Here is a 24,160-nt window from a genome sequence, read left to right on the forward strand (position 1 = left end):
TATTACCCAAGCCTTAGGAGCACATTTGTGGGCGAGGTTCTTCCGTTTAAACGACCCAAAGCGTCTGAAAAGCACAAGGGTAAAACCCTCTGTCGCAGCGGTTTTCATCGTTGGAAAATAGTCACCGAGAAAAAATTTGATGTTAAGCAAGGGCGGTTGGTGACGGTGTCGCGTTGCGAGCGTTGTGGTGCAGAAAAGGTCGAACGCTTGTAAGTGCATTGCCTTTAGGAGGGTTGATAAGGCGTGTGGATGTAAGCTCAACAAATTTGGCATTTGCCTGATTTGAGGTGAGCGGTATTCCTATCGCTTTGAAAAACACCTCCTAGGTAACCCTGCGTTTGTCTAAACAGGGTTAAGCCTTGACCAGCACATCAATCAAGCGATTCGTTTCTTCATTGTCTTGCCATTGGAATCCTTGCGGTGGCAAAGACTCTCCACAAAGTACTGCGTTGTTGGCTGCCATTGTGAGTTTATTCAGCGCAAACCATTTCACCGTAAGTGGCAAAATTTTGTGCTCTACGGTTAGTACCTTAGCGGCCAGCGAATCGCTGGTTTCATTGTCATCGATGGCAACTTTGGCCTGAATAATAATCGGGCCGCCGTCGAGTTCAGCGGTAACGAAATGAACGCTGGCGCCGCCGTGGCTATCGTTAGCATCAATAGCTCGCTGATGAGTGTGCAAACCTTGATATTTAGGCAATAAAGATGGATGAATGTTGATCATTCTGCCGACAAAGTGCTGCGTAAAACCTTCGGTTAAAATTCTCATAAAGCCTGCGAGCACCACGAGACCCGGCGAGAAGCTTTCAATTTCTGTTAACAGTTTTTGATCAAACGCTTCTCGTGAATCAAAGTCTTTGTGGCTAATCACCCGCGTAGCGATGGATACCTGCTCGGCTCTTTCAAGGCCTTTTACACCCGCTTTATTACTGATAACAGCCATGATTTCGATGGGCAGAGAACCATTTTTTTGGCCATCAATTAATGCTTGTAGATTGCTGCCACTGCCAGAGATTAAAACAACGACACGAAGCGGTGAAATGGTCTGTGTATCAGTCATGGGCGAATTAACTTGAATGGAAAAAATGGTGATTTAGGCAATTTCGACCGCAGCTTCGCCTTCATTTCGCTCGGCAATTGCGCCGATAACAAATGCGTTTTCGCCACTAGCCGTCAAATTCTCTAAGGCCGCTTGTGCCGTCTCTGACGGTACCGCGATTACCATGCCTATGCCGCAGTTAAAGGTGCGGTACATTTCGGTTTGCTCAACATTGCCCGCTTGTTGAAGCCACTGGAATACTTCAGGAAGCGTCCATGATGCCGCGTCGATAACCGCTTTACAGTTTTCTGGCAATACACGAGGAATGTTCTCTAATAAACCGCCACCGGTAATGTGTGCAAGAGCATTAACCTGGGTTTCTGCGATTAGCTTAAGCAGTGGTTTTACGTAAATTCGGGTTGGTTCAATCAGAGCCTTAGCTAGGGTGGTACCGGCAATTTCTTGATTCAAATCGGCTTTGCTAACTTCGATAATCTTACGAACCAAAGAATAACCGTTGGAGTGTGGACCGCTGGACGCAAGCGCGATTAATGTGTCACCCGGAGCAACTTTGCTGCCGTCGATAATTTCAGACTTTTCAACAACACCTACACAAAATCCGGCAAGGTCATAATCTTCGCCTTCGTACATTCCCGGCATTTCAGCGGTTTCACCACCAACCAGAGCACAACCAGCGTCTAAGCAGCCAGCGCCAATTCCGGTTACCACCTCGGCGGCGATATCAACACTCAGTTTGCCGGTAGCGTAATAATCTAAGAAGAACAAAGGTTCTGCGCCGGTTACGATCAAATCGTTTACACACATGGCGACTAGGTCTTTACCAATGGTGTTATGAATGCCCAAATCCATTGCCAGTCTTAATTTGGTACCAACACCATCGGTGCCAGAAACCAAAACCGGTTGGCGATAGCCTTCGGGAATTTCACACAGAGCGCCAAAACCACCGAGACCGCCCATCACTTCAGGCCTGTGAGTACTTTTGGCAACGGACTTAATTCGCTCAACCAGGTCGTTGCCGGCATTAATATCTACTCCGGCGTCTTTATAGCTAAGAGAAGGTTTTGCGGTGTCGGTCATGGGTGACTCCTTTATGATGGCGTCTGGTGTGTAGTCGGGCCTGGTCAAAATTTCAGGGCGCGCATTCTACCAGTTTGCAGAAAAAAACCGAGAGAATTCTCAAATTATTGACGATAAACCGAATTGTTATTGAATTTTAGACTTACGCAAAGACTCTATGGTGCCATAAAGGACTTTGGTTCTTCATTTTAAGACTTTGTTAGTGTAGGGTTGCGCGGCTATTTCAAAGCCTAATAAGAGATTAACGCCATTTCGAGTCTTTCAGCCTTCAAATTGCGTGTTCAAGGTGAAGTTTTACTCATATGCGTGACCGTCGAAAACATATTTGATGACTTGATTTGTATGAAAGACTTAAAACGCTGGTTTATATTGCTGTCGATGCTTCTTGGTATCAGTCATTCGGCAACGGCAATTGTGGTAAATGATTTATACGTGAGTGAAGTCGCGGTTGAAAATCGTGCAGACCAAACACGTGTAGAGGCAACGCGTAACGCACTCGCCAAGGTCATTGTAAAGGTGACCGGCCGAGAAGATATTCTCGCTCACCCGGCCATAGAAAGAGCGTTATCTAACAGCAGTACCTATCTGCAAGAATACAGCTATCAATCTGGCGCAGATAACCAAACGCTACTGTCGGTTCGATTTTCGAAAGTAGCGCTTGAGCGCGTCTTTTCTGCAGCGGCCATTTCTGTGTGGCCCAGTAATCGCCCACAAATTTTAGTGTTATTGGTGGAGCGTGATATTTCTGGTATACGGTTGGTTCTACCCAACAGCGCTGAGCAAAACGATGGACAAGAAAATGTTAGCCCTACCGTTAATGCTTACAATGCAGTAGCAGAAATTGCTCGTAATCGTGGTTTGGCGGCAGTTGCTCCACTGCTTGATATAGAAGATCAATTAATACTGGATGCACAAACTCTGTGGCGTGATCAATCGGCAGCTATTGTTGGTATTGTAAATCGCTACAATCCCGATGCGGTGCTTGTTGGTCGGGTCAACAAAACGTCTTCGGGCAACTGGTTAATCGGTTGGTGGTTTCAACACAATCAACAATTTGATGTTTACGACTCGCAATCAAACGAATTAACCGATGCGCTTGACGCGGGACTCGCCTTAACGGGTCGATACCTCGCGTCTATTTACTCGGTAACACCCTCGTCCAGCGAAGTTGGCTTAACGGTGCGTTTATCGGGTATTAAAGATTTTTCGGATTATGCTCATGCCTTCGAATACTTGCGTGGCTTGGCTGTAGTGGAATCTGTGCAGGTGGCGAAGGTAGACGGTTTTAATATTGACTTAGTATTGGCCCTTAATGGTGAATTGTCCGTATTCGAAGACGCCTTGCGACTCGATCGTAAATTAGAAAAAGTCTTGTCTCTGGATACCGACGTTGGCAGTTCAACTATTTCTGCGCCACTGCTGTTACGTTGGAATGGCGGCTAAACTCATAGGTATTCTGGCCATGTTAATAGACGTTAATGGATTTTTAGTAACACCTTGCTTTGTTGTGAATACTCTGCACTCGTCAGAGTTTTGTGCAGTTTGATACCGTTTTTTGACCGTTTGCATACCTATGTCGAAACAACACGATTCAGTCTTCAGCCCGCAGCTTCCGCTTGAGGTTAATCTCGATGACGAGCCGACCTTTGCGAATTATTATCTGGGCGAATCTTCAGAGAATAAGCAGGCGGTTATTCAGTTAGTTGAGTTCGTCCAAGGTCGCGGTATCGAGAATTTTGTGTTCCTTTGGGGATACGAAAGTGTGGGTCTGACTCATCTATTACAGGCTAGCCAGCATTTAGCCGAAGCGTTGGGCAATCGCGCAGTATATATCTCATTGCACGATCACAAAAAACATACTCCCGAGTCTTTACTGGCGATTTCAGAAAAGTGCGAGTTTTTATGCTTGGATGATTTTGACGTTATTGCTGGAAACGCCGAATGGGAGAGGGCGGTATTTCATTTGTACAATCGCATGCGCGATGCCGGCCACAGAATATTGATTGCCGCTCACGAACCGCTGCAATCCATGAAGGTATCCTTACCCGATTTGAAAAGCCGTTTAAGCTACGGCGTTACCTACCAAATAAAACCGTTATCCGACGACGAAAAAGTGCACGCTCTGCAGTTGCATGCTAACGAACTTGGTTTATCGTTAAACGAAGAAACGGCGTGGTTTATTGTGCATCGCGCGAGTCGGGGATTGTCCGAGTTGTTTGAGATTTTAAATAAGCTGGATCGGGCGTCGTTGGCAGAAAAGCGTAAGATCACTATTCCTTTCGTTAAGCAGGTCATGGAGTTTTAGGTACCGCCCGAATAATCAGGCGGTACTTTCATTCCTATCACTGTGGAGAACGGCACTCCATACACAAAACATACATTCCACGTGGGTCAGTAAGACTTTGGGTCAAGTTGAATGGCTCAAGCAACGCGTTAAAGTGAGCTAAAAGCACGGGATTGATAGTGGTTTCGACGTCGCTCATCATATAACTTTTGAATTGCTGTGACGCCGATTGCACAACCTTAGCACTGGTCAGGCTCTCGACAAACTGGTCAACGGGATCGGTAGGTTGTTTGATTGTTACAACTTCATAGTTGTCGAGCTCTGCTAGTTTTGCCGCGCGAGCAATGACGTCTTCAAGGTTACCCAGCTGATCCACCAAACCCAATTCTAACGCTTTGTCACCACTCCAAACGCGCCCTTGGGCAATCTCATCAATGGCTTGCGGTGTTGAATTTCGAGCTTCAGCAACCAAGGTGATAAAGCGTTGGTACATATTGTTGATGCCTTGCTGGATCAATGACTCAGCCGCAGGTGATAACTCACGATCCATGCGAATTGCGCCGGCAAGTTCTGTAGTGCCTAAACCGTCGGTATTAATGCCAAGGTGAGCAAGGGACTGTTCGAGAGTTAAGAACGCACCAAAAACACCAATTGATCCGGTAATGGTGGTGGGCGTTGCCCAAATTTCATCGGCTGGAGTCGCAATCCAATAGCCACCCGACGCTGCCACACTACCCATTGAAACGACAATCGGTAAACCTTTTTCGCGAACCTGCAACAGGCTTTGACGGATCTTCTCAGAGGCAAAAACGCCGCCACCGCCGCTGTCAATTCGCAGCACTAGGGCTTTAATGGATGAATCGTCTTTCACTTGATCGATCAACTCTTGAAAGCTCTTATCGCCGATTTCACCGGGATTCTGATAACCGTCTTTAATGGTTCCGCGCGCAACAATGAGCGCAACTTTCGGATCTGTCGGTAAGAGAAGTTTTTGGTTTGCGGCAAGGTACTCACGAAATCCTAATGATTTAACACTACCGTCGCTGCGCGCGCCGTATTGCTCTGACAGAGTCTTTTGCCAGGTGTGTAGCGGATTTAGTTGATCGACCAGACCGGTATCTAGTGCAAGCTGGGCAGAATCTCCAGAGACAGACTGAAGCTTGACCGACATGTTATTGATGTAATCGTTGATGGTGCCTTCGGGCAATTCTCGCAGGGCTTCCACTTCCGAGGTGTAAGCGCCCCAAAGGCTCTCTAACCATTGTTGGTTGTGTTCACGAGAGGCGTCTGACATGTCGTTTCTTAAAAACGGTTCCATGGCGTCTTTATATTGACCCGCACGGAAGATGTGCATTGAGACTTTGAGCTTGTCGAGAGCGTCTTTAAAATAATTGCGATAGCTGGCAAACCCTGTCAGTACCACAGAGCCAAACGGATCAAGACTGATTTCATCGGCGAAGCTCGCCAAATAATATTGGTGTTGGCTCATGTTACTGCCGTAGGCGTAAATCTTTTTGCCCGTGGCTCTAAATCGGGTCAGCGCCGCACCAATTTCTTCAAGCTTACTGATTCCACCCGCGGCGAGCTTATCCAACTCCAGTGCCATGGCGTCAATACGAGAGTCGTCTGCGGCCATATCAATAGCAGATACAAGATCACGAACCAGAGTTTCGGGTGGGGAATTGTCTGAGCTGGTAAGCCGTTCTATTGGTGCTATGTAGGTGTATTCATCCACCAAAACACCCGTTGGTGCGACACTCAACAAGGTTTTATCGTTGATCTTTAACGTCTCTCGTTGAGTAATAGAGGCGATAATTGCAACGATAATGGCCAAGAAAATAACGTTGAGTAATGCAACTCTAAACCAGGTAATTGTTTTCCAAAGTCCGGAAAATAGACGAAATATAAAAGGCGCTTTTTGCGTTGCCATGCAATCTTATTCCTGTGTGCTGAAATATGCGAACTTACTAAGAGTCGCAAATTTAGTACTGTAATTCAAATAATAGGTGCTGGTTTTGACACGTTTACATCAGATACCGTTGCAAAGGATAAAAACAATTCAAAAACCGTCCTTGAGTGGCCCAAAATTGAGGTTCGCATGAGTGTATGCACCTCGTGTTGCTGAAAATAAGAACTTGATACCAAAGGCCGTTTGATTAAACCTCGTTTGTGTCCTGAGAGACATTTTTGGAGCCCTGTTGGGCATAATAATCTTCTAAGGCAAGTTCGTATTGCCATCTTTGAACGTATCGGCTTGTCATCATTGCACTGATAAATAAACCAATAGTCAGTAGTAATCCGGTGATATCGGTCCAGCGCATCAAAGGCGAACCAACTTCAGTTACATACGCGGTAAAATACAAAAGCACCACAAAACACAGCCAGCTGTAGGTTTTATAGTGCTTTTTATGAATGAGTCCGGGAATAAAAATGATCAGTGGAAGGGTTTGTATGATGATGATCGATGCAAATCCATAAACAAGCTGGGCGACTGCAAAAAGCACAAACATGCCGATAAAAAAAACAACGGTTAAGCGGTACCAAATATTGGACTGCTTTTCTAATTGAGCGGATTTCTCGGACATGAATGGCTTCCTCAGTGACAAATGATTTAAAACTAATGTTGACGGGCGAGTTTCAGAGCCAGCTCTGCCAAACGCTTGCCTTGCGCTCTGCACAGCGCAATCTCGTCTTCACTGAGTTGATCGTTACTAGAGAGGTGCGATGCGCCGTAGGGAGTTCCGCCCGATACGGTGTGGGTTAAGGCTTGTTCGCTGTAGGGAATTCCCGCGATGACCATACCGTGGTGTAGCAATGGAATCATCATGGTCAAGAGTGTTGATTCTTGGCCACCATGCATGCTGCCGGTAGAAGTAAATACGCTGGCAGGTTTATCGATCATGCTGCCATTAATCCACAGGTCACTGGTGCCGTCTAAAAAATACTTCATGGCTGCGGCCATATTGCCGTAGCGAGTTGGGCTGCCCAGCGCTAATCCGGCACAGTTGGCAAGTTCTTCACGGGTACAATAACGGGCTCCAGCGCGAGGAATGGACGGCTCCGAGGCTTCTGTTTTGGTGGAAACTTCGGGAACCGTGCGAATTTTGGATTCAATCCCAGGAATCTGATCGACACCCTGAGCTATTTCCATCGCCATGTCGGCAGTCGCACCATTGCGACTGTAGTACAAAATTAATACGTAGGGTTTCATGACTGATTCTGAATGCTCGCTTTGGGCTTTTATTTATGACTGTATTTATGATCGGTTGTAATCACAGCAGAGCTTGTACATTTTCTGGCGGGCGACCTAAAACAGCTTTGTTACCTTTAACAACAATCGGGCGTTCAATCAGCTTGGGATATTGCACCATAAATTGGATAAGTTGGTCTTCAGAGAGACTTTCATCGCTTAAATTGTTTGCTTTGTAGTCGTCTTCGCCTTTGCGCAGTAAATCCCGAGCGCTCATGCCGAGCTTAGTCAGTAGGTCTTTGATGTCTTCGGCGGAGGGCGGAGTTTGCAGGTACAAAATCACTTCCGGTTCAATTCCGGCTTCTTCGATGATTTGTAAGGTATTACGAGACTTTGAACAGCGAGGATTGTGATAAATTTTCATAACAAGTTTTAAATGCTTAATAAGTTATTGCAATTAATTATTTGTATCTAAAATGAGTGCTGAAGTTTACCTCGTTCTCAATAAATGTCTTAGGTGTTTCTGTCAAACTTGGCCTTTAACCAACTAAACACTCCTTTAGCGACGTATTATTTGTTTATTAATTGAGCTTATTTTGTGGAAAACTATTTTAGATTGGTCTTACAAGAAACGCAGTTATTTGCTTCGCAGCGTTCGAATATTGGATTGGCTTATATTCTGCTGGGTAACTTTATGTGTAAAAGATTAATGTAAGGGACGCCTGATTAACTCATCCGTGATTTAATCCGAGGATAGGAATTTAAAGTAGGGTTGTAATTTTTACACTATTCCAATGAACTATCGTTAATGAGATTAGGGATATCTTCTTGTGTAACTGGGAATTCTGAATTTTAGGGCCTCCTTAATATTATCGAAATTTACCTTTCTTGTTCTTATTATAGGAACCTCTGATTAAGTCATCCTTGATTTAATCAGAGGGCAGAAATTGAAAATGTGATTTCCAATTTCTTAACAATTTCAATCACTTACAGTTCTTGAAATTGGCGACACATCCTTGTGTCGCGAGAAACTCTAGGTTAATCAGAGTTTCCTATAGAAATTCGTGAATAATTACCATCTCCTCTCATAAAACACTGTTGATTGAGATTCACCGCTAGAGAGCTTGTTGTTGTGAAAACGCCGTCGTTCAGCCGAGAAAAATGTGTAAATTGGTTTAAGAGAAATGGTCGCTATCTGTATTTGCTGGCTTTAGAGGTTTATTCTCAATTTATCTCTAAAAATTGCCAGCGAAGTGCCGCGGCACTGACCTATGTATCGCTCTTTTCTTTGGTGCCGATGCTCACCGTGGTGTATGCGATGTTGTCGATTATTCCATCGCTACAGGGTATGGAAGATCAAATTCAAGCGTTTATTTTTCAAAATTTAGTGCCGTCGTCTGGCTTGGCACTGCAAGAATATCTCAATGACTTTACCGAAAAAGCGCGTGGCCTAACCTTGCCCGGCGTCACTATCTTGATTGTTACCGCCTATCTAATGCTTAAAAACATTGAGCGTACTTTTAACAATATATGGGGCGTTACGCGCAGCCGCTCGGGTGTTGCGAGTTTTCTCTTGTATTGGGCCGTGTTGAGTTTAGGGCCGTTATTAATGGGTGCTGGTTTGGCGATGAGCACATATTTAATCTCGAAAAAATTGTTGGTCGACGAGTATGATCCCATCGGTGTTTTACCCATTATTTTGCAATATTTGCCATGGTTATTAAGCACGGGCGTGTTCACGCTGTTTTATGCCGCGGTGCCCAATTGCCGAGTTACCGCGCGGGACGCGATTATTGGTGGTGTTACTACGGCGTTCTGCTTTGAAATTGCTAAAGATGTTTTTGGTGCTTTAGTGGCGAAAACCAGTTACCAATTAATTTACGGCGCCTTTGCCATTGTGCCGCTGTTTTTATTGTGGGTGTATGTGCTGTGGGTGATTGTACTTTCGGGCGCGGTCTTAGTTCGAAGTTTGAGCCACGTGCGCGCCGACATTAACAGCCGCGGTTATTCGGATTTTGTGGCAGCGGTTTTCATCTTGCACAAGCTGCACAAAGCTCAAGATCATGGCATGTCCATTAAAGAGAAGCACATCGTGCGATTGGGTATCTTTCCCGAGCAGTGGTATCGAATCCGTCGGTCTTTACTGTCGGCGCGAGTCATCGCCGAGACCCAAGGTGACGGCTACATTGTGTCACGAAACCTAGAACACTACTCTTTGGAATCTTTATACAACGTTGTGGGTGATTACCATCTCGCACCAGCTGGTCTATCGTCGGGTGTGCGCAATTGGCCTTGGGCTAAGTCTTACTTTGAAAGGCTTAGACAGGGTGACCAATACGTAGAATCCTTGTTAAAGGTGTCTTTGGCGGAATTGTTCCGTGGTCAACCAGACGGCATAGAAGTTGATGAGAGTTTAGATTCGACTCATACACCAGCTGATCAACACCAGTTTGTTCCTCAAAAAGATGAGGCCTAATTGTTGATGAGATCCAGTTGTTTATAAAGCCCAGTTGTTTATGAAACTTAGCGGTTGACGTCAAAAAGCGAAAATAGCTCTTCCAATTTCGTCATAATTTCAAGCACTTATCGTTCTTAAAATTGGCGATACATCTTTAGGCTGTAAAAAAACTCCGTCAATCTGGGTTTTCTTTATAATTTCTAGGCCTTTTAGTGTTTAAGGGCTGTGCCAAATCCTTGCAAAATTGAGTCTTCACGTTCATAGGTAAAGGTTTTTTGCGGAGATGTTTCCCTAAGATTCGAGCATCTTGGAATTGTGTGTCTATACTGGGTACTGGAAGGCATTAATTGGGCTCGGTGAGAAACTAACGTTCGAATTACCTATGACGATACCGCTATTAATCTGTGATGACTCCAGTATGGCTCGAAAGCAAGTTACGCGCTCATTGCCAGACTCTTGGGATGTAACCATTACCTACGCGACCAACGGTGTAGAGGGCATTGCTGCAATCCGTGATGGCCACGGTGAAATGGTCTTTCTTGATCTAACCATGCCTGAAATGGACGGCTACGAAGTATTAGAGTTAATTAAGCAAGAAGACCTTAAATGTGTAGTGATTGTTATATCGGGCGATATTCAGCCCGATGCTCGCGAGCGCGTACTAATGCTTGGTGCGTTGGAGTTCATTAAAAAACCCATCAACAAAGAAATCCTAGAAGAAGTACTTCATCGCTACGGTTTACTCTAAGGTGCTTGATTAATGAATATTCAACTGCAAGAAGATTTGCGCGATGCACTTCAGGAAATCAGTAATATTTCCATGGGGGCGGCCGGGGAAACACTCGCCGCTTTTACCGATACTTTTGTTGAATTATCCATCCCTAAAATTCGTGTCATCGACAGCACTCAGCTAACACGTTCATTATCGGAATTAAACGATGCCGAAACTATGACGGTGCTCGCGCAATCGTTTTATCTTGATGATACCGAATGCTATGCGCTAGTCGCAGTTACCGAGCAAAGCGTTGAAGATGTGGTTGCTGAAGGTGCCGATAATACCGATGAAGAATTAGTCCGCTTTGGTCATGCTATTACGGATGTGTGTTTGGAGCGCTTTGCCGATCTTGTAAAACTCGGGCTGAGCACGTCGTCGGTTTATGTGGTTGAAAGAAACACATATATCAAAACCTTTGCGTTTAATGAAATTCACAATTGGTCTGAAATTATTTCGGTCGAAATTAATTATCATCTTGAAAACCATCGATTCAATTGTGATTTGGTATTACTTTTTCCGAGTGAATTTTACGAGCCACTTATCGATAGCCTAGAGCGGTTATTGGCCCAGTAGATTAATAATTAGCGACTTTGTTTGCTCGTTAGTGCTCACTTTAGATGTTTCTGATGAACGGATTATTTTAATTAATGGAATATTTATAAGAACCTTTGATTAACGCGTCCAAGATTTAATCAAAGATAGAAACTGGCAAGGCGATTTCCAATTTCTCCAAAATTTCAATCACTTACCGCTCTTGAAATTGGCGATGCATCCTTGTGTCGCTAGAAAGTCTAGGTATTTCGGAGTTTCCTATTCTTCAAACCATTTCTACTAAACTTTGTCTTTAAGGTCAGAGTGTGTTTTGATGCCCTCAAATAATCTAAGGCAGCGCGTAAAGCCTGTCTAAAAGCTTCTATAAGACAGTTAATTAATTTTTACGACCATGAAATTATCTCAATTTGGCGAACGTTTTTGTGCCGAATCCGGCACCTATAATCTGATGGATGACTTAGGCAAGGCCCTAACCACAAATCCAGAAATGTTATTTCTTGGTGGCGGTAATCCCGCACAGATTCCAGAAATTGAACAAGAAATCCAACAAGCTCTTGAAACCTTGGTAAAAAAAACCGGCGGTGTCGGGCGTTTGTGTTCCAACTATCAATCGCCGCAAGGTGATCCCAGCTTTTTAAAAGCCTTAGCGGCATATCTTAATAAACATTGCGATCTATCGATTTCTGAAAAAAACATTGCCATTACCAATGGTAGTCAGGCAGCGTTTTTCGTATTGTTTAATATGTTTGCGGGTGAATTTGCTAACCAGCAAAAAAAGCATATTTTGTTACCACTTACACCAGAATACATTGGTTACAGTGGTGCCGGACTTAGCGAAGATTTTTTCCGCTCCTGTAAGCCGGTGATCGAACATCTACCCGGAAATTTATTTAAATATCAGTTAGATGAACCCGTCATCGAGCAGCATATTACGAGCTGTCTTGAAGACAGCACCAATACGGTGGGCGCTCTGTGTGTTTCTCGTCCCAATAATCCAAGCAGCAATGTTATTGCTGATGAACAAATTGAATTTCTTACGAAATTGGCAAAACAGTATGACGTGCCATTAATTATTGATGGTGCTTACGGATTGCCTTTTCCGGGAATTTTATTTAACGACGCGAAAATCAGTTTTACCGACAACACAATACTAGTGTTGAGCCTGTCAAAATTAGGATTACCCGGTGCGCGAACCGGAATCGTTATTGCTAACCCCGAAGTGATTCAGGCGTTTGCCATTGCCAATACGTCTATTAATTTAGCGCCTTCAAGCTTGGGGCCTGCACTTGCTCAAACTTGGTTTGAAACCGATAAAATTCATCATCTTTGCCATCACATTATTCAGCCGTTTTATCGTTCTGCCTGTGACTCAGCTTTAGGTCTAGTAAAAAGTGCCTGCGCAGATTTCCCGGTGCACATACATATTCCAGAGGGAGCGTTTTTCCTTTGGTTGTGGTGCCAAGATTTACCCATTTCTAGCCAAGAATTGTATCAACGGCTAAAAGATCGCGGTGTCTTGGTCCTGTCGGGCCATCACTTTTTCTTAGGCGTTGAAGAAGATTGGCCGCACAAGCATCAATGTATTCGACTCAGCTACTGTCAGCCAGCGGCGGTTATTGAACAGGCCTGTGAAATTATTCGTCAAGAGCTTAAGAAAGCTTACGAAGGAAATTAAAGGAAACTCGGATTAATTTATGGATAAGTTAATCCGAGGTTTCGATAGCTTTTAAATTTATCGACTGTTTTAAGTGTACCGACTGTTTTAAATTTACCGATTGCTTTAAATTTACCAAAGTATGGTAGTTGCTTTTTGACACTGTTGTAAAAATTCAATAGAGGTTCTAAGCGATGTTACTCATAAAAAAGCTGCAACTCTTGTTTGTTTTTCTGTTTCTTTTTTTAGTCAGTCAGCCAAACTACGCCGGTCCTCCGCACGGTTTTACCACCACAAACCCAAGTGTGCGCGGTGCGTCTATGCCGTGTACGTCTTTTGCCGGCGAGTTGGTGCCTTTTGTTGCTAATTACGCCACGCCGGGTATTGGTAACCCGGGTATGGCCGCAAGAACCTACAACGGCCAACCTTATATTTACATTAATCCTAACGTGACCGATCCATTGCCAGACTTAATTGTGCAGTTTTGGTTTGCTCATGAGTGTGCGCATCATGCGTTGCCGCCACACCTAAATAGCGAAATTAACGCCGATTGTTTTGCGGTTCGAAATTTAAGAAACATTGGCTTGGTTAATAATGCTCAACAAGTTCAGTGGATGTTCGAATATTTAAGTGGCTTACCCGGCAGCATGATGGGGCATTTACCGGGGCCAGCGCGTGCACAAAACATTTATCAGTGTTTAAATACCTAAGAGGGTATGTAATCCACCCTCTCATGATTTAATCAGTGCATTCTAGAAGCATTTGGTTAATGTGTTTGACAGATAACAAGAAACTAACTCCAAGTGTTTAATTTTTTTAATTTCAACTCACTGTCAAATTTTGAAAGACTTTAAAACACCAATAAAAGCATCGTTTCGAGATTTTAATTAAACGTATAAGACAAGCTCTGATTAACCCAGAGTTTCCAGTGGTACAAGAATGTGTCGTCAATTCCAAGAGCGGTAAGTGATTGAAAATTTTAATAAATTGGATATCGCATCGTTGATTTCTGCCCTCTGATTAAAACATGGCGAGTTAATCAGAGGCTCTTAACGTTTTCAGTGAGCTTTTATTGATATAAAAATACAATAATGGGAGTGCGTGTGAAGAAGACTGAAAAAATCACCTTAGCGTTTGATGTTTACGGAACCTTGATTAATACACACGGTGTTTTGGTGTTGTTAGAATCTATGATTGGCGAGAAGGCAAATGTGTTCTCCAACTTGTGGCGTGAAAAGCAGTTGGAATACAGCTTTCGTAAAGGTTTAATGGATGCTTACGAACATTTTGGCTTATGTACAGCACAGGCATTAGACTATGCCGATGCATTTTTGCAAACGAATTTAAGTGCCTCACAAAAACAAACCTTGTTAAATCAGTACAAAATATTACCGGCTTTTGACGACGTTATTGCGGGCTTAGACAATATCGACAAAGAGCGTTTTAACCTTTATGCGTTTTCAAACGGTTTATACGATTCTGTAAATCAATTATTGGAACAAGCTAAAATCAGTCAGCATTTTGATGGTGTTGTAAGCGTTGATCCTTTAAAAACCTTTAAACCCAACCCAAAGGTTTACCAGTATTTTTTAGATCAATCAAATTCTCAAGCAAAACAAACATGGTTGATATCCAGTAATAATTTTGATGTTTTAGGTGCGCTTAATTACGGCCTGAATTCGGTTTGGGTTAAACGCTCTGCGCAACAAGTATTTGATTTTTGGTCGAAATCGCCAACGTTAACTCTTGATGATTTAACCGATCTTGGCAGCAATATTATTCAATATACAGAGCAAAGTTAGTGGTTGGTTGTGAATGTATAAACTCGTTGTTGCTGAGTTTAAAAACTACTTTAAATTCAAAAATTACTTTAACTTCAAAAACTACTTTGACGTTAAAAAACGAGATCGAATTTAAAAACTGGTTCGAAAGCTAGATGCTTGTAGGAATTTCTGATTTACGTATCTGGTATTTAATCAGAGAACAGAAACTGACGATCTCAATCGTATACTGCTCTTGAAGTAAGCAGCACATCCTTATGTCGATAGAAGTTCTAAGTTAGTCAGAGTTTCCTATAGTCAGTACGCTGTTGTTTAAGTGTTTTTGAATCGATTTAAGCAAAAAAACAAATTAAGCGAAAAACAAATAAAAACATGGAGGAAAAATGACCGAGACTTATCAAGGTAAGTGCCATTGTGGCGCCGTTCAGTTCACTGTTGAGCTAGATTCGCTCGATTCTTTTTATTGCAATTGCAGTTATTGCAAACGCAGATCGGCAACGTTAATTCGAGTGGATGAAGACAAGTTTACATTAACGTCAGGTGAGTCAAATTTAGGTGTTTACGGTTCGCGGGATTTTTCAAAACATTATTTTTGCAAAACCTGTGGTATTAATTGTTTTACCAAACTTACACGCGAAACCGGTAATGCCACGGTTGTAAATACGGGTTGTATTGACGAAATTGAATTTGATTCTTTATCACCATCGCTATTTGACGGTGCCAATAAGCTTTAGGAATCTCGGATTAATTCCTCTATGATTTAATCAGAGGGTAGAAATCGACAATGCAATTTTCAATTTCTTCACAATTTCAATCGCTTACCGTTGTTAAAGTTGGTGATGCATCTCTGCATCTCTGCATCCCTGTATCACTGGAAACTCCAGATTAATAAGAGTTTCCTTTAAATGTATTTGGCTCGAAGGCGTTTAACTTACGGCGCTTTCTTGTTTTTAAAACTCCTCGCCTCTAAAAAACCTTGTCTCTAAAACAAATTGCTTCTAAAACACCTTGCTTTTGAGGGTGGTTGTTTTTTGTTCTTGCGGTGTTTTTCTTATTTTCTTGTTTTGTCGCTATTTTTCCAAGAATTTCCCTCCAACGAGCGTGTGCTCAATGTGCTAGTATTGATCTCCTTTGGGTATCAATGTGTGACCATTTGCTCGTTCGTGCCTGTGTTTGCATACAGTGCTGGTCTTTGCGGTCTCATTAATTGATAATTTCCGGTCAATGTACGGAGTTTGGCTAAGTAATATAGAATGAGCTATCAAGTTTTAGCGCGAAAGTGGCGACCTCGAAATTTCCATGAGATGGTAGGGCAGGAGCATGTGTTACGCGCGCTCATCAATGCTCTGGACCACAATCGTTTGCATCATGCCTATTTGTTTACCGGTACTCGTGGTGTGGGCAAAACCACCATTGCGCGTATTTTGGCCAAATGTCTTAATTGTGAGTCTGGTGTTAGTTCAAACCCTTGTGGTCAGTGTGGTGCCTGTCGTGAAATCGCCGAAGGTCGTTTCGTCGATTTGATAGAGGTCGATGCGGCGTCCAGAACCAAAGTCGAAGACACTCGCGAACTGCTCGATAACGTGCAGTACGCGCCAACTCGCGGTCGTTATAAGGTGTACTTAATCGACGAAGTGCACATGCTCTCCGGTCACAGTTTTAACGCCTTGTTAAAAACCCTAGAAGAACCGCCGCCGCACGTAAAATTCTTGTTGGCCACAACCGATCCGCAAAAACTTCCAGTAACTATTCTATCGCGCTGCTTGCAGTTCCATCTAAAGAACATGAGCCAAGAGCGAATAGTTGGCCATTTGTCTAATGTGCTTGAGCACGAATCCATTCGCTTTGAAGACAGCGCGCTATGGCAACTCGCCCGCGCCGCCGATGGTAGTATGCGTGATGCGTTGAGCCTGACCGATCAGGCCATCGCTTTTGGTAATGGCTCTGTGAGCGAAGCCGAAGTTAGCTCGATGTTGGGCACGATCGACCGAGCGTTCGTGTACGAAATATTGGTTGGTTTGGCCGAATTCGACAGTCATAAAGTGCTTAACGCTGTTGCGCAAATGGCTGAGCAATCGCCGGATTATCCGGGCGCTTTGGCAGAACTGATTTCGGTGTTGCACCGAATTGCGCTTGCGCAGGTTGCACCTCAAGCGTTGGATAACAGTTTGGGTGACCGCGAACAGATTGTGTCGCTGGCCAGCCAAATTACCAGTGAAGATGTTCAGCTGTTTTATCAAATGGCTTTGCACGGCAGACGTGATCTGCCGTTAAACCCAGATTTACGCAGTGGTCTTGAGATGACGCTGCTGCGCATGTTGGCGTTTAAGCCACAAGGTGTGATTGCTCCGCCCGAAAAAGCGATGCCTAAGCCCAGTGTTGAAATCAAACTGCCAGAAGCGCCTAAAGCGTCTCCAATAATCGCAGCCGATTCGAGTCGTTTACCTGAGTCAAATGTTCAAGACGAGGCAAAAAAAAACTCTGATCAACCACATTCCAATCAACCATTAGGCTCCGCTGAAACTCATACCAATACGCACCAGATTGCCCAATCAGAACCAGCAGTTGAGCCTGCGGCGGCCACAAATGAAGCCATTGCGGCGGAAGTCAGTAACCTAGATTCGCAAGCAAAAAACAACGAGCGATCTCTGGCGATTGCTCAACAAACGCCCGATATCGAGACATCTCAAGAAAACCTTGTTGATATCGGTGCCGATGGCGATGTCTTGGACAATAAGGGTTCTGGGCAGCCTTCCGTTATTTCTTCAGAAGCTGTCAAATCGCAAGTTGAGCGCCCATCTGGCCATATAAATGCCAGCGAGCCCATCTCTAGAGATGTTCGACCTGTTGCTCAAGCCGCAAATATGCCGTCAGAATACGACGATTACGCCGCGCAAATGTACGCCGATGAATACGACGCTCAAGGTTATTCGCCTGCTTCTAGTCCAGATGCTTCTTCTAGACAAAACGCAGAGCCGAAGCAAGACGTCTATCAACCACGCCATCAAGTCAATCAATACGACGATGAAGTTGATTCCGATGACGATGAGCCTGTTATGCAGGACGATCGCACGCAATCGTTGTTTGGTGATGATCCTGAGCCGGAACCCACTCCTCCTATTGGTGCCACATCGACTAAGGCGCTGATCGAACAGGTTGAGCCAACCCGTTCTTTACCACAATCTCGGCCTGCTGAGCGGGAAGGCCTTGAACAACCGGTAACTCAGGCTGTTCAAGAGAGCACCACCGAGCAAACCCGGTCTGAGCCTCGTTACGAGTTAAGTGATTTAAACGAACGTACTTGGTTGGATATTTATCCGCATTTGGGCGTGACGGGAATCTTGCAAAGTACGGTGTCTAACTGTGTGTTTACCGGGCGTGAGGGCGACAAGTTGCATTTTTTACTCGATTCCGTCAACGCGACCCTATATTTAGATAACCATCAGCAGCTTTTTAGCGAGCAACTGAGCCGATATTTTGATCATGCCGTAACCGTAGTTGTGGAGCAGGGCAGTGTAACCACAGAAACTCCGGCCGCACGAGCTACCCGTTTAAAACATGAACGTCACGCCCAAGCGGTACATTTGGTGCAAACCGACCCCTTTGTGCAGCGTTTGGTTACGGAGTTTGCGGTGGAGCTCGATCCCGATAAAATCGAACCTATGGTTTAAACTCCATTAACTACATAGATTCCGTTAAATTTAACAATAAGGTGAATATATGAAAGGTCTTGGCGACTTAATGAAGCAAGCTCAAGAAATGCAAGAAAACATGCAGAAAATGCAACAAGAGCTTGCTAATGCCGAGGTAACCGGAGAGTCTGGCGCAGGCATGGTTAAAATTGTCATGACTGGCCGCCATGATGTTCGATCCGTCAATATTGATCCCAGCTTAATGACTGAAGATCGTGAGATTTTAGAAGACCTTATCGCCGCCGCTATGAACGATGCCGTACGTAAGGTCGAGCGCGCCAATCAAGAAAAGCTGGGCAGTTTAGCGTCTGGGTTCCAAATGCCGCCTGGCTTTAAAATGCCGTTTTAATCGTAAAAGTGTAGGGAAGCCGCTTGTACAGTCCATTGATCGATCAACTTATTCAAGCGTTAAAAGCGCTGCCGGGTGTTGGGCCAAAGTCGGCCCAGCGCATGGCATTTTATTTGTTAGAACACAACCAAGAAGGTGCCGTTGGTCTTGCTCAGGCGCTTCAGGCTGCTGTTGAAGGTGTTGGCCGTTGTGATCATTGCCAAACATTAACCGAAGAAACGACCTGCGCCATTTGCCAAAGCACGAAGCGCGATCAATCGACTTTGTGTGTTGTTGAAAGCCCTTCGGATGTCTCTATTTTTGAACAAGCTGGCGTTTATTCTGGTGTTTACTTTGTATTGCATGGCCATTTATCGCCTATTGATGGTATTGGCCCTGCCGATTTGGGGCTCGATATTCTCGAAACTCGTCTTCAACAAGGCTTGGTGAAAGAGATTGTTTTGGCGACCAATTCAACCGTACAAGGCGAGGCAACCGCCCATTACATTTCTGAAATTGCTAAAGACACCGGCGTGGTTGTTACTCGCTTGGCTCAAGGTGTGCCACTGGGTGGCGAGCTTGAATACCTTGATGGCGGCACACTTGCTCACGCCATAAATAGCAGAACCCGCTTTCAGTAATCCGTTGATTATTGATATTCACTGTTTAACCAATTGATGTTGCAAAATCGTGATAGAAACCCCCGAATTTCATTGGATCGATAATCCCCAAGAGCTGGAAGTGCTTTGCCAAAAGTGGTCAGCATTACCCGCCGTCGCTCTTGATACGGAGTTCGTTCGTACCGACACCTTTTATCCCAAGCCGGGTTTATTGCAACTCAACGATGGTGAAGAGACTTATCTCATTGATCCGCTGGAGATTGGTAAACATCAAGCGTTATCGGATCTTTTAACCAACCCAAATGTTGTTAAGGTGATGCACTCTTGCTCAGAAGACCTCGAAGTCTTCCAAGGTTGTTGCCACGTGTTACCGCAACCGGTGTTCGATACTCAAATCGCTGCGGCGTTCGCTGGATACGGAATTGGTGTTGGTTACGCAAATTTACTGCGTGAAATGTTCAATGTCGATTTACCCAAAGACGCGACGCGATCAGACTGGTTACAGCGCCCCTTAGCCGAAGTACAAAAACATTATGCGGCACTCGATGTTGAGCATTTGTTACAGATTTACACGACGCTTTGCGAGAAATTAACAAGCCAAAATAAATTGGCTTGGGTTTTAGACGATTGTCAGTCTGTTTTGAACAACACCACCTCGCCACAAGCGGTGAACGTTGATTACTACCAAAAAATAAAACTGGCTTGGCAATTAAATCCGCGTAGTCTAGCGGTGCTTAAAGAATTATGCATTTGGCGTGAACGTCAGGCTCGTAAGCGCAATATTCCTCGCAACCGTGTTCTTAAAGACCAAACTCTATTCAGTTTAGCTCGTACTCGTCCGCCGCATTTTGCCAAGTTAACCACCATTGATGGCATGACTGCACGGGTGATCAAAAAAGATGGGCCGACTCTTTTAGAACTTGTAAAAAAAGCTCAAGAAAACGAAGCTGAATTCCCGCAACGTTTACCTAAACCGCTACCACCTATTGCAGGTGCAATTACCAAAGCACTGCGGGATTTTGTGGTTCAAAAAGCCGAAGAGTTATTGTTACCGCCAGAGGTATTAATCAAAAAAACCGATCTACAGCATTTGGCGCGAGAGATTCTATCTAATCAGCCGTTAACTTTAAGCGATAGATTACAAACTGGCTGGCGCTTTGAGGTCATCGGCCAAGGCTTGCTGGATTACGCCTGTACACTCGATATTAATCAGATTAGCTAGTGATTTTAATTTAGGCTTTATCAAAAAATATGAAATTTCGAGAATTGCCTAACTTTATTAATAATAAATTGGAGCCGGAGTTATCTAAGTCGATTATAAAAAATCAGCTAAATATAAATGCACCTGACTCTGTTGTTAAGCAGTTTTATATTGATCATAGTGACAAAGATGAATTCATATCTATGTATGGTCATATAGATTTAACTAAAATTTTATGGTCATTGATCGAAGTTCATGTTGACGAGATTATTAGTATCTCCACAGAAGCAACATTCCCAGATTACATGAATGAAGTTTCAGAAGATGCATCCTATTTCTCTCAAATAGGTGAAAAGGTAATTTCTTCAAGATTGGAGATAAGAGAACATTGGAAAATGCATGGAACTTGGAGAGTTCCGCCGGTGTTTATAAGTAGAGAGTTACTTAATCCACCTTCTATTAAGGGTTTACACTTAGTTGAAGGGCATACTCGGGTAGGATGTTTGAAAGGTTTAAGTAAATACAAAGTCATAGACGTAAAAAAATATCATAAAGTTTATTTCGGTTCTTACTGAAAAATACTTGCAAAGATATTCTTGAGTGTTCTACAGAAACTCGGTAAACAATGTAGAGCTACGTAAATACAAAGAAAGGTTATCCATAACACAGTGAAACAAATTTGCGATATCTATAAAAGCTCCAAAATTGATGACATGTATTTATACGTGTTAAAAACCGATGGCATAAGCCGAGTACCAAAGGCTTTAATGGAGCGTTTTGGTAAACCAAAACACTCGTTTACTTTGGTGCTTACTCCAGAGCGTAATCTTGCCAACGCCGATATTACTCGTGTGTTAGCGTCTATTAAAGAACACGGTTATTACTTGCAAATGCCGCCAGAAAAAGAAGATTACATGCAAGAAATTAATAAATCGAACGATAAACTCAGCAAAATTTAATGGGCAGCGGTGATAATAACAATGTCTGAAAATCGATTTTGGGAAACCAAATCTTTGTCAGAAATGACCAGCGAAGAGTGGGAATCACTGTGTGACGGTTGTGCAAAATGTTGTTTGCACAAACTCATTGATGACGAAACCGATGAGCTGTTTTTTACCGATCTTGCTTGTAAATTACTCGATGTCGATACTTGTCGCTGTACCAATTATTTAAATCGTTTAGAACAGATTCCTGATTGCAGAACCTTTACCGCTGAAAATATCCAAGACATGTACTGGTTGCCGATCAGCTGTGCTTATCGAACCTTGGCGGAAGGACGTAAGCTGGAAAAATGGCACCCGTTGATTACCGGTGATGAAACTTCGGTGCATCGATTCAAGCGATCCGTTAAAGGTCGCTGTATTTCTGAGAACGAAGTTCCACTTGAACAGTGGCAAGATCGAATCGTGCGATGGGTTTAATCGTTAATTATCAACCTAGAAAATACTAAGCGAAATTTATTATGTCTGATACCGACTATACAAATGCTTGGCTGGTTTATATTGTTGCATCTTTAGTTGTCACGTTAGGCGCATGGGGATTAACACGCCGAGTGCGTCCTATCGTACAATATCCGTTGCTGTTATTAATAACGGCATTTATGTTGACGCCGTTTAATATCGAAACCGGCTCAAAATTTATGGGGCCTGCGTGGTTAATTACTTTTTACGAAGGTGTATTTGTTCCTGAAGTAGGCTTTGCCCGCGCCGGTAGTATGTTTGCAACCGTATTAGTGATTAGCTTATTGATTTATCCTGTTTTGTATGGAATATATTTTTCGTTTGCCAAACTATTTGGTGGCAGGAATCCAACAAATACCGAAAGCGAAGCTTAGTTCGCCATTATTGATGAGTTCTTCCGGAAAAATAACTCTAAGAGCTGCCGGTTAACTCTTCTATAGTTAACCTATAGGAACCGCTGAAGGAACCTCTGATTAAATCAAGCATTTATTGTTCTTGAAATTAGCAGCACATCTGTGTGTCGCTGGAGGCTCTCGGTTAATCAGGGTTTCCTTTATTAAGTACAAAAAATAAACCCCGATAAAATCGGGGTTTGGTTTAAATTCATTCTTTCACTGATCCATCAGTGCCTGACAAGAATGCATGCCAATAAACCTAAAATCTACTTAAAAACTACATCGCTAGCATAGCTTCTTAAATTTAACTGAAACTGAACGGCCAGTCTTACCTAGTGATGATAGATAACATGATTGTCTAAATTGGGCTGTTCATCACGAATTTTTGCGATGGTAGTTTTAGCAAAACGAGTCATCGCTGAGGTCTCTACATCCCACATTTCTGCTTCGCTGACACTAATTTTTAGTAAATACAAACCCGGCGCATCCGGGCCATCGGGTGCCCAAGTTCGGTAATCTTCGTCCCAGTACTTATGCAGTAATTTCCTATCCGAAATCAATTGTGCGTAGCCTGTAACAGAAATATAAATGCCTTTTTCCGGCGATGAATAAATAACATTGACGAAATTATTTTCAGAAATATCCAGTACGCGCTGTGAGTCGTTGTAGGCGTAAAACCATAAAGCACCATACTCATCTACGCTTACGGTGTGCATTGGTGAAGCGTGCGATCGGGTAGAATGAGTTATGGTAGAGATCATCGCGGTTTTAATTTTTTCGATATTGGTTTTTAAAGACATTAAGTTTTCATCGTCGTGTAAGCTTAACTCTGTCATGGTAAATTCCTCTGCTGATTCCTATTTGCGCATTCCTTTGGAGTAAATGTCTCTAATATTGTTGTTCTATTAATAATAAAACAATAAATGAATGCGATTTTCATATTCATAAGTGATAAAGCTTAAATCGTGCCAGAGAAAAAATACTCTATAAATAATAAAGGTGAAACTTATCGTCGGTTGATTTTTTTGCGTATTTTTAAGCGCTCCTTTAATGGAAAGGCTATGTTTGCGGGTGTTTTCTCTCGTTAGTAATACAGAAAGCTCTAGATTAATTGGGGATTTCTATTTTTATAAAATTTTTCAAGATTATAAAAATACTACAAAGTTGATTCTGAGTGCTTTGATCTTGAATTGACTGCAAAATATCTTGAAAAAGTTGCAAAATTATTTTTGTGCAATAGATGTTGATTGTGTTTTGTGCATTGTTAAATTTTGAATTGTAATTTTTGGCTATGTGATAACTCTTTGATTTTTAGCGCATTTAAGGTGATTTAAACGGTATTTGAGAGTTTTAAAAATTATTTTTTAAAAATTGGCAAGCCCTATGCTTCATACAGAGTAATACGCTAACAGGTTTCAATAAATTTTTAACCAATAACTTTTTAGTATTTTCGAGCGATATCTAAAAAGTGCGTATTTATCTTGCGCTCGACCTAGTTGTAAAAGACCTAGTTGTAAAAATTTAGCTTTAGCAATATTGGTAATTATTTTTCGGTACGATATTCAGAGATAAAGTTCGCTGAACTCAATAGTTACCAACGTTATTAACTAATTAATAACCTATAAGCCGCTCT

At 43.1% G+C, this 24,160-nt stretch carries 25 protein-coding genes; 18 read left to right on the plus strand and 7 right to left on the minus strand.

Annotation, left to right across the window (positions count from 1 at the left end):
• Window positions 1–27: 27 nt before the first annotated feature.
• On the plus strand, window positions 28–213 hold the full coding sequence (locus ACYQ28_RS13565) for a hypothetical protein (protein ID WP_460050847.1): 186 nt from the start codon (window positions 28–30) through the stop codon (window positions 211–213).
• Between the two features lie 139 nt (window positions 214–352).
• Here ACYQ28_RS13565 and purN read toward each other — a convergent pair whose 3' ends face one another.
• Both purN and purM read right to left on the minus strand, forming a co-directional pair.
• Window positions 353–1,060: a phosphoribosylglycinamide formyltransferase gene (gene purN, locus ACYQ28_RS13570; RefSeq protein WP_460050845.1), complete on the minus strand. Its 708-nt coding sequence runs from the start codon at window positions 1,058–1,060 to the stop codon at window positions 353–355.
• A 33-nt stretch (window positions 1,061–1,093) separates the two neighbouring features.
• A complete protein-coding gene (gene purM, locus ACYQ28_RS13575; protein WP_460050843.1) occupies window positions 1,094–2,137 on the minus strand; it encodes a phosphoribosylformylglycinamidine cyclo-ligase in 1,044 nt (347 codons plus the stop codon).
• 342 nt (window positions 2,138–2,479) lie between these two features.
• Between purM and ACYQ28_RS13580 the strand changes: the two genes are divergently transcribed.
• Both ACYQ28_RS13580 and hda read left to right on the plus strand, forming a co-directional pair.
• Window positions 2,480–3,580, plus strand: a complete 1,101-nt coding sequence (locus ACYQ28_RS13580) for a DUF2066 domain-containing protein (RefSeq protein ID WP_460050841.1) — start codon at window positions 2,480–2,482, stop codon at window positions 3,578–3,580.
• Window positions 3,581–3,710: 130 nt separating this feature from the next.
• The gene (gene hda / locus ACYQ28_RS13585; RefSeq protein ID WP_460050839.1) at window positions 3,711–4,442 is read left to right on the plus strand and encodes a DnaA regulatory inactivator Hda; all 732 of its coding nucleotides are present in this window, start codon (window positions 3,711–3,713) and stop codon (window positions 4,440–4,442) included.
• Between the two features lie 37 nt (window positions 4,443–4,479).
• Here the strand turns inward: hda and sppA are convergent, their stop codons facing one another.
• From sppA to arsC, 4 genes are all read right to left on the minus strand, one after another.
• Entirely contained in the window at window positions 4,480–6,351 is a 1,872-nt protein-coding gene (sppA, locus tag ACYQ28_RS13590; RefSeq protein ID WP_460050837.1) for a signal peptide peptidase SppA, read from the minus strand.
• A 226-nt stretch (window positions 6,352–6,577) separates the two neighbouring features.
• Complete coding sequence (locus tag ACYQ28_RS13595; RefSeq protein WP_460050835.1) at window positions 6,578–7,006, minus strand: DUF2069 domain-containing protein; 429 nt, start codon at window positions 7,004–7,006, stop codon at window positions 6,578–6,580.
• Window positions 7,007–7,038: 32 nt separating this feature from the next.
• Window positions 7,039–7,632 carry an NAD(P)H:quinone oxidoreductase gene (gene wrbA, locus ACYQ28_RS13600; protein ID WP_460050833.1) on the minus strand — a complete coding sequence of 198 codons (594 nt, stop codon included), beginning with the start codon at window positions 7,630–7,632 and terminating at the stop codon, window positions 7,039–7,041.
• A 61-nt stretch (window positions 7,633–7,693) separates the two neighbouring features.
• Window positions 7,694–8,035 (minus strand): arsenate reductase (glutaredoxin), encoded by a 342-nt coding sequence (arsC, locus tag ACYQ28_RS13605; RefSeq protein ID WP_460050831.1) that lies wholly within the window; start codon window positions 8,033–8,035, stop codon window positions 7,694–7,696.
• A gap of 708 nt (window positions 8,036–8,743) precedes the next feature.
• Between arsC and ACYQ28_RS13610 the strand changes: the two genes are divergently transcribed.
• The 15 genes from ACYQ28_RS13610 (at window position 8,744) to ACYQ28_RS13680 (ending at window position 22,506) form a co-directional block, all read left to right on the plus strand.
• Window positions 8,744–10,087, plus strand: a complete 1,344-nt coding sequence (locus ACYQ28_RS13610) for a YihY family inner membrane protein (protein WP_460050829.1) — start codon at window positions 8,744–8,746, stop codon at window positions 10,085–10,087.
• A 364-nt stretch (window positions 10,088–10,451) separates the two neighbouring features.
• Window positions 10,452–10,817 (plus strand): response regulator, encoded by a 366-nt coding sequence (locus ACYQ28_RS13615; protein WP_460050827.1) that lies wholly within the window; start codon window positions 10,452–10,454, stop codon window positions 10,815–10,817.
• Between the two features lie 12 nt (window positions 10,818–10,829).
• Complete coding sequence (locus ACYQ28_RS13620) at window positions 10,830–11,417, plus strand: hypothetical protein (RefSeq protein WP_460050825.1); 588 nt, start codon at window positions 10,830–10,832, stop codon at window positions 11,415–11,417.
• Window positions 11,418–11,787: 370 nt separating this feature from the next.
• A complete protein-coding gene (locus ACYQ28_RS13625; RefSeq protein ID WP_460050823.1) occupies window positions 11,788–13,071 on the plus strand; it encodes a valine--pyruvate transaminase in 1,284 nt (427 codons plus the stop codon).
• Between the two features lie 173 nt (window positions 13,072–13,244).
• A complete protein-coding gene (locus ACYQ28_RS13630) occupies window positions 13,245–13,760 on the plus strand; it encodes a hypothetical protein (RefSeq protein ID WP_460050821.1) in 516 nt (171 codons plus the stop codon).
• A gap of 393 nt (window positions 13,761–14,153) precedes the next feature.
• The gene (locus ACYQ28_RS13635) at window positions 14,154–14,852 is read left to right on the plus strand and encodes a haloacid dehalogenase type II (RefSeq protein ID WP_460050819.1); all 699 of its coding nucleotides are present in this window, start codon (window positions 14,154–14,156) and stop codon (window positions 14,850–14,852) included.
• Window positions 14,853–15,214: 362 nt separating this feature from the next.
• Window positions 15,215–15,565 (plus strand): GFA family protein, encoded by a 351-nt coding sequence (locus ACYQ28_RS13640; protein ID WP_460050817.1) that lies wholly within the window; start codon window positions 15,215–15,217, stop codon window positions 15,563–15,565.
• A 519-nt stretch (window positions 15,566–16,084) separates the two neighbouring features.
• A complete protein-coding gene (gene dnaX / locus ACYQ28_RS13645) occupies window positions 16,085–18,502 on the plus strand; it encodes a DNA polymerase III subunit gamma/tau (RefSeq protein WP_460050815.1) in 2,418 nt (805 codons plus the stop codon).
• Between the two features lie 49 nt (window positions 18,503–18,551).
• Entirely contained in the window at window positions 18,552–18,872 is a 321-nt protein-coding gene (locus ACYQ28_RS13650) for a YbaB/EbfC family nucleoid-associated protein (RefSeq protein WP_460050813.1), read from the plus strand.
• A 23-nt stretch (window positions 18,873–18,895) separates the two neighbouring features.
• Window positions 18,896–19,492, plus strand: coding sequence for a recombination mediator RecR (recR, locus tag ACYQ28_RS13655; RefSeq protein ID WP_460050811.1), 597 nt, complete (start codon window positions 18,896–18,898; stop codon window positions 19,490–19,492).
• A gap of 49 nt (window positions 19,493–19,541) precedes the next feature.
• Window positions 19,542–20,693, plus strand: a complete 1,152-nt coding sequence (rnd, locus tag ACYQ28_RS13660; RefSeq protein ID WP_460050809.1) for a ribonuclease D — start codon at window positions 19,542–19,544, stop codon at window positions 20,691–20,693.
• Between the two features lie 29 nt (window positions 20,694–20,722).
• A complete protein-coding gene (locus tag ACYQ28_RS13665; protein ID WP_460050807.1) occupies window positions 20,723–21,247 on the plus strand; it encodes a hypothetical protein in 525 nt (174 codons plus the stop codon).
• A gap of 93 nt (window positions 21,248–21,340) precedes the next feature.
• Window positions 21,341–21,631 carry a YcgL domain-containing protein gene (locus ACYQ28_RS13670; RefSeq protein ID WP_460050805.1) on the plus strand — a complete coding sequence of 97 codons (291 nt, stop codon included), beginning with the start codon at window positions 21,341–21,343 and terminating at the stop codon, window positions 21,629–21,631.
• A gap of 21 nt (window positions 21,632–21,652) precedes the next feature.
• A complete protein-coding gene (locus ACYQ28_RS13675) occupies window positions 21,653–22,093 on the plus strand; it encodes a YcgN family cysteine cluster protein (protein ID WP_460050803.1) in 441 nt (146 codons plus the stop codon).
• Between the two features lie 41 nt (window positions 22,094–22,134).
• Window positions 22,135–22,506 carry a hypothetical protein gene (locus ACYQ28_RS13680; protein WP_460050801.1) on the plus strand — a complete coding sequence of 124 codons (372 nt, stop codon included), beginning with the start codon at window positions 22,135–22,137 and terminating at the stop codon, window positions 22,504–22,506.
• Window positions 22,507–22,859: 353 nt separating this feature from the next.
• Here ACYQ28_RS13680 and ACYQ28_RS13685 read toward each other — a convergent pair whose 3' ends face one another.
• Window positions 22,860–23,363 carry a pyridoxamine 5'-phosphate oxidase family protein gene (locus ACYQ28_RS13685; protein WP_460050799.1) on the minus strand — a complete coding sequence of 168 codons (504 nt, stop codon included), beginning with the start codon at window positions 23,361–23,363 and terminating at the stop codon, window positions 22,860–22,862.
• Between the last annotated feature and the right edge of the window lie 797 nt (window positions 23,364–24,160).

The organism is Sessilibacter sp. MAH1, assembly GCF_054658315.1.